At 67.8% G+C, this 5,107-nt stretch carries 4 protein-coding genes; all 4 read left to right on the plus strand.

Annotated elements, in window-relative coordinates; all coding sequences use genetic code 11:
- Positions 1 to 516, plus strand: a 516-nt coding sequence (locus BSTEL_RS11040; RefSeq protein ID WP_034530405.1) for a carbohydrate ABC transporter permease, incomplete at its 5' end; no start/stop codon positions are given.
- Between the two features lie 30 nt (positions 517 to 546).
- Positions 547 to 2,697, plus strand: a complete 2,151-nt coding sequence (locus tag BSTEL_RS11045) for a beta-galactosidase (protein WP_034530406.1) — start codon at positions 547 to 549, stop codon at positions 2,695 to 2,697.
- Between the two features lie 63 nt (positions 2,698 to 2,760).
- Positions 2,761 to 3,816: a LacI family DNA-binding transcriptional regulator gene (locus BSTEL_RS11050; RefSeq protein WP_034530407.1), complete on the plus strand. Its 1,056-nt coding sequence runs from the start codon at positions 2,761 to 2,763 to the stop codon at positions 3,814 to 3,816.
- Positions 3,817 to 4,014: 198 nt separating this feature from the next.
- Entirely contained in the window at positions 4,015 to 4,947 is a 933-nt protein-coding gene (locus BSTEL_RS11055; RefSeq protein ID WP_084686299.1) for an aldo/keto reductase, read from the plus strand.
- The last annotated feature ends 160 nt before the right edge of the window (positions 4,948 to 5,107 follow it).

Below are 5,107 nucleotides of genomic sequence, written 5' to 3' on the forward strand. Positions count from 1 at the left end.
ATCATCGGCAGTATTTCGGTGCCGGGCATCGCGCTGGCGGTCCCGCAGTTCCTCCTGTTCGCCAAGCTCGGGCTCACGAACACGCCGTGGGCCATGATCATCCCGTCGCTGATCAGCCCGTTCGGCCTGTACCTGATGTGGATCTTCAGCGAGCAGGCCGTGCCGACCGAACTGCTGGAGGCGGCGCGCGTGGACGGCGCGTCCGAGTTCCGCACGTTCTGGACGATCTCGCTGCCCCTGCTCGCCCCGGGCATCGTGACCACGGCCCTGTTCACGATCGTGGCGACGTGGAACAACTACTTCCTGCCGTTGATCATGCTCAAGGACGCGGACTGGTACCCGCTGACCATCGGCCTGAACCAGTGGAAGGACCAGGCGAGCACGGCCGGCGGCCAGGCGATCCAGAACCTCGTGATCACCGGCTCGCTCATCACGATCATCCCGCTCGTGATCGCGTTCCTCTGCCTGCAGAAGTACTGGCAGTCCGGCCTCGCCGCCGGCGCCGTCAAGGAGTAAACACCAGTAAATACCCCCAAAGGACCCATCATGACTACTCGTAGAGCGTTCAGGTGGCCGGCGCTGCTCACGTCGGACGGCCGCGGCATCGCGTTCGGCGGCGACTACAATCCCGACCAGTGGCCGGACGAGACCATCGACGACGACATCCGGCTCATGCGCGAGGCGCACGTCAACACGGTCGCCCTCGCCATCTTCAGCTGGGACCGGATCGAACCGCGCGAAGGCGAATTCACGTTCGACTGGCTCGACTCCGTGATCGACCGGCTCGGCCGCGCCGGCATCGCCGTCGACCTCGCCTCCGCGACGGCGACCGCGCCCCTGTGGCTCTACGAGAAGCATCCCGAGGTCCTGCCCGTCGACCGGTACGGGCACGTCGTCAACGCCGGATCCCGCCAATCCTGGCGTCCCACCAGCCCCGTGTTCCAGAGGTACGCGCTGCGTCTGTGCCGCATGCTCGCCGCACACTACAAGGACAATACGTACGTCACCGCATGGCATATGGGCAACGAGTACGGCTGGAACAACCGCTACGACTACTCCGACGACGCGCTCCACGCGTTCCGCGCATGGTGCGAGGCGAAGTACGGCACCGTCGAGGCGTTGAACGAGGCGTGGGGCACCGCCTTCTGGTCGCAGCACGTCAACTCGTTCGACGAGGTGCTGCTGCCGCGACACATGGGCGGCGACGGCATGGTCAACCCGCCGCAGCAGCTCGACTACGAACGGTTCGGCAACGACATGCTCCTCGACTTCTACAAGGCGGAACGCGACGCGATCGAGGCGATCTGCCCCGGCAAGCCGTTCACCACGAACTTCATGGTCTCCACCGACCAGTGCTGCATGGACTACGCGCGATGGGCGGACGAGGTCGACTTCGTCTCCAACGACCACTACTTCCACGAAGGCGAATCCCATCTCGACGAACTCGCCTGCTCGGACGCGCTCATGGACTCCCTCGCCCTCGGCAAACCCTGGTACGTGATGGAGCACGGCACGTCTGCCGTCCAATGGAAGCCGCTCAACACGCGCAAACGCCACGGCGAGCTCCTGCGCGACTCGCTCGCCCACGTGGCGATGGGCGCCGACGCCATCAACTTCTTCCAATGGAGGCAATCCTCCTCCGGCGCCGAGGCGTTCCACTCGGCGATGGTGCCGCACGCCGGCGAGGATTCCAAGATCTTCCGCGGCGTCGTCGAACTCGGCAAGGCACTCGCCGCGCTCTCCGACGCGGGATTGCAGGGCACGGAGCTGAAGCGTTCCGGCACGGCGATCCTGTTCAGCGCGGAAAGCGAATGGGCGACGCGCAGCGAGACCCTGCCGAGCATGAAGCTCGATCATTGGCACGACGTGCGCGACTGGTATCGTGCCTTCCTCGACGCGGGAAGCCGCGCCGACATCGTCCCGCTCGCCTACGACTGGAGCGGCTACCGGACCATCATCCTGCCGAGCGTGCTCGTCCTATCCGACGCGGACGTGCGCCGCATCGCCGATTTCGCCGAAGCGGGCGGCACCGTCGTCGTCGACTACGCGACCGGCATCATCGACGAACGGTTCCACGCCGGTCTCGGCGGCTATCCGGGCGCCGGCAACGGGCTCCTGCGCGACGTGCTCGGCGTGCGCGGCGAGGAGTTCAACATCCTCGGCCCCGAAGCCGAGGGCGAACCCGACACGATCACGCTGTCGAACGGGCTGACGACCCGACTGTGGCAGACCGACGTGACCTCCGTCGCGTCGGACGCGACCATCATCGCCACATACGCGGGCGAGGCGGCCGCCGATTGGGAGCTCGACGGCACGCCCGCCGTCACCAGCCATCCCTATGGCGAGGGGCGGGGCGTCTACGTCGGCTGCGACCTCGACCGCCACGACATCGCCGCCCTCATCCCCGCGCTGGGAGTATCGGAACCCGGATCGTGCGGCGGGGCCGACTCCCGCATCATCCACACCATCCGCGAATCCGCGGACGGCGCCATCCGCTTCGACTGCTACCTCAACCGCACGCGCGGCGACGTCACGCTGGAAGGCGTCGACGGCGAACCGGTCGTCGCACACCGCACGGAAGCCGGAACGGCGGACCGTGCGGACGTCGCGGACGCAACGATCGGCGCGGGCGGAACCGCCTCGTACACGCTGCGGCGAAACGCCATCCTCATCACGAAAACCGTGCGCCGCCAGTAGTCCGCGCCGGCCGCTGGCGGGTAGAATGGCGACGGTCGGAGCAACGGAAGCGAGGCGGATCACATGAGCGGGACGAAACCGGAGAAAAGACGCGTCACCCTGCGCGACGTGGCGCAGGAGGCCGGCGTCTCGCTCAAGACCGCATCGAACGTGATCAACGGCAACGGGCGCATGAGCGAGGCCACGCGCGAACGCGTCGAAACGGTCATCAAGGATCTTGGCTACCGCGTCAACGTGGCCGCGCGCAACCTGAACCGCGACCACACCGGATTCATCACGCTCGCCGTGCCGTCGCTCACCCCGCCATATCTCGCCGAACTCGCCAACCGTGTGATCGACGCGGCGCGGCGCCACGACTACTCCGTGTACGTCACCACGTACGCGGAAGGCTCGGCGAAAGGCGCGCGCGACCTGCTGGAGAAGTTCAATTCCACCGTCTCCGACGGCATGATCCTGTCGATGAGCGAGGTGGAGACCATCACGCCCGACGATCTCAAGGTCGATTTCCCGCTCGTCGTGGTCGGCGCGCGCACCACGTGGGGCGTCGCCGACCACGTGACCCCCGACGACGTGCATGCGGCCGCCCGCGCCGCCGGATACCTGTACGACCACGGCTCCACGCGCCTCGCCGTCGTCGGCGCGCGCGGCGCCTACGACGAGACGGCGCTGCTCAAGGCGACCGAGGGCAACGCGCAGCTGCGACTGCGCGGCATCATCGAGGAGAGCCGCCGCCGCGGCATCACATTGGACGCACGGCTCGTCGGCGCCATGGACATGGATTGGACGATCGGTGCGGGCGCGCGCGTCACGCAGCGTCTCATCGATTCCGGCGTGCCGTTCGACGGCGTCGTCGCGTTGAACGACCAGCTGGCGATCGGCGCGATGACCGCGCTGCGCACCAGCGGCCTCGATGTGCCCGCCCAGGTGCAGGTCATCGGCTTCGACGACATCGAGGAGGCGCCGTACCTGCAGATTCCGCTCACCACCATGTCGTCGCGTCTCGAATGGACGGCGCCCGTCGCGGTCGAGAGGATTCTCGGGCGCATCCGCGGCGACATCACGACGCCGGAACTGCTCACCTGCGAGTCGGAGGTCATCGCGCGCGAGTCCACGCGGTGATGCGCGGGATCACGGTGAGCGGCGGATTGCCGTGATTCGTGGATCGCGGTGGTCTCCGGCGATACAATCATGGTGGAATCCGCCGTTCGACCCGGACGGCGATGCCCGGATGGCGACGTGCCGGATCAGGTGCGCCGGATGCGATGTGTCGATACGATGCACATGCCGCCGTCCGATGCCGGTAAGGAGGCATGACGTATGGTCGGTGATGTGCATGCGGATGATGCGCGGGACGATCGGAACACGCGTCGTGGCGAGACGCCGCCGCACGGAACGACGCCGCAAGAGGTGACGCTGCCGGACGGGAGCGCGATGCCGCGGCTCGGCATGGGAACCTGGTATCTGGGCGAAGGGCGCCGGCCGTTCGACGATGAGGCGACGGCGTTGCGAGCCGGACTGGACGCGGGCGTGCGCCTGATCGACACGGCGGAGATGTACGCGGACGGCGGCGCCGAACGACTCGTCGGCGCGGCGATCGACGGGTATGATCGCGGATCGTTGTACATCGTCTCGAAGGTGTATCCGCACAACGCCGGACGCCGTCACCTGCGCCGCAGTCTGGAGGCGTCGCTGCGTCGCCTCGGCACCGATTACCTCGACATGTACCTGCTGCACTGGCGCGGCAGCGTGCCGTTGCGCGAGACCGTCGACTGCATGGAACAGGCGGTCGAGGACGGTCTGATCCGCCGATGGGGCGTCTCGAACCTCGACCTGAACGACATGCGCGAGCTGATGGACGTGTCCCGCGGATCGCATTGCTGCGTCGACCAGGTGCTCTACCACCTGGGGTCGCGCGGCATCGAAGTCGATCTGCTGCCGTGGCTGCGCGGGCGGCGCATTCCCGTGATGGCGTACTGTCCGCTCGCGCAGGCCGGGCGTCTGCGTGACGGGTTGCTCGGCAGTGCGGCGGTGCGCGAGGTCGCGGCCGCGCACGGATTCACGCCGATGCAGGTGCTGCTCGCGTTCGTGCTCCACCAGCCGGACATGATCGCCATCCCGCGTTCCGGCGTGCCCGAACACGTGCTCGCCAACGCCGCCGTACTCGACTCCCCGCTTTCGGACGCGGAATACGCGGAGTTGTCCCGCGCGTTCCCCGCCCCCGACCACCCCGTCCCGCTCGACATGGAGTGACCCGTCCCTCCCGACACGGAGTGCCCTGCTCCTCCCGCTGGCGGGAGGTGGCGCGCGCAGCGCGTCGGAGGGTGGTCGCGGGTGTGTGGCCGTTGGTTCCAGGGTGTGGCCGGTGGTTGTTCGGCACCACCCCCACCCGGCTTCGCCGGGAGCCCCGCCC

This window comes from Bifidobacterium stellenboschense (assembly GCF_000741785.1).
GTDB classification, from domain to species: Bacteria; Actinomycetota; Actinomycetes; order Actinomycetales; family Bifidobacteriaceae; genus Bifidobacterium; species Bifidobacterium stellenboschense.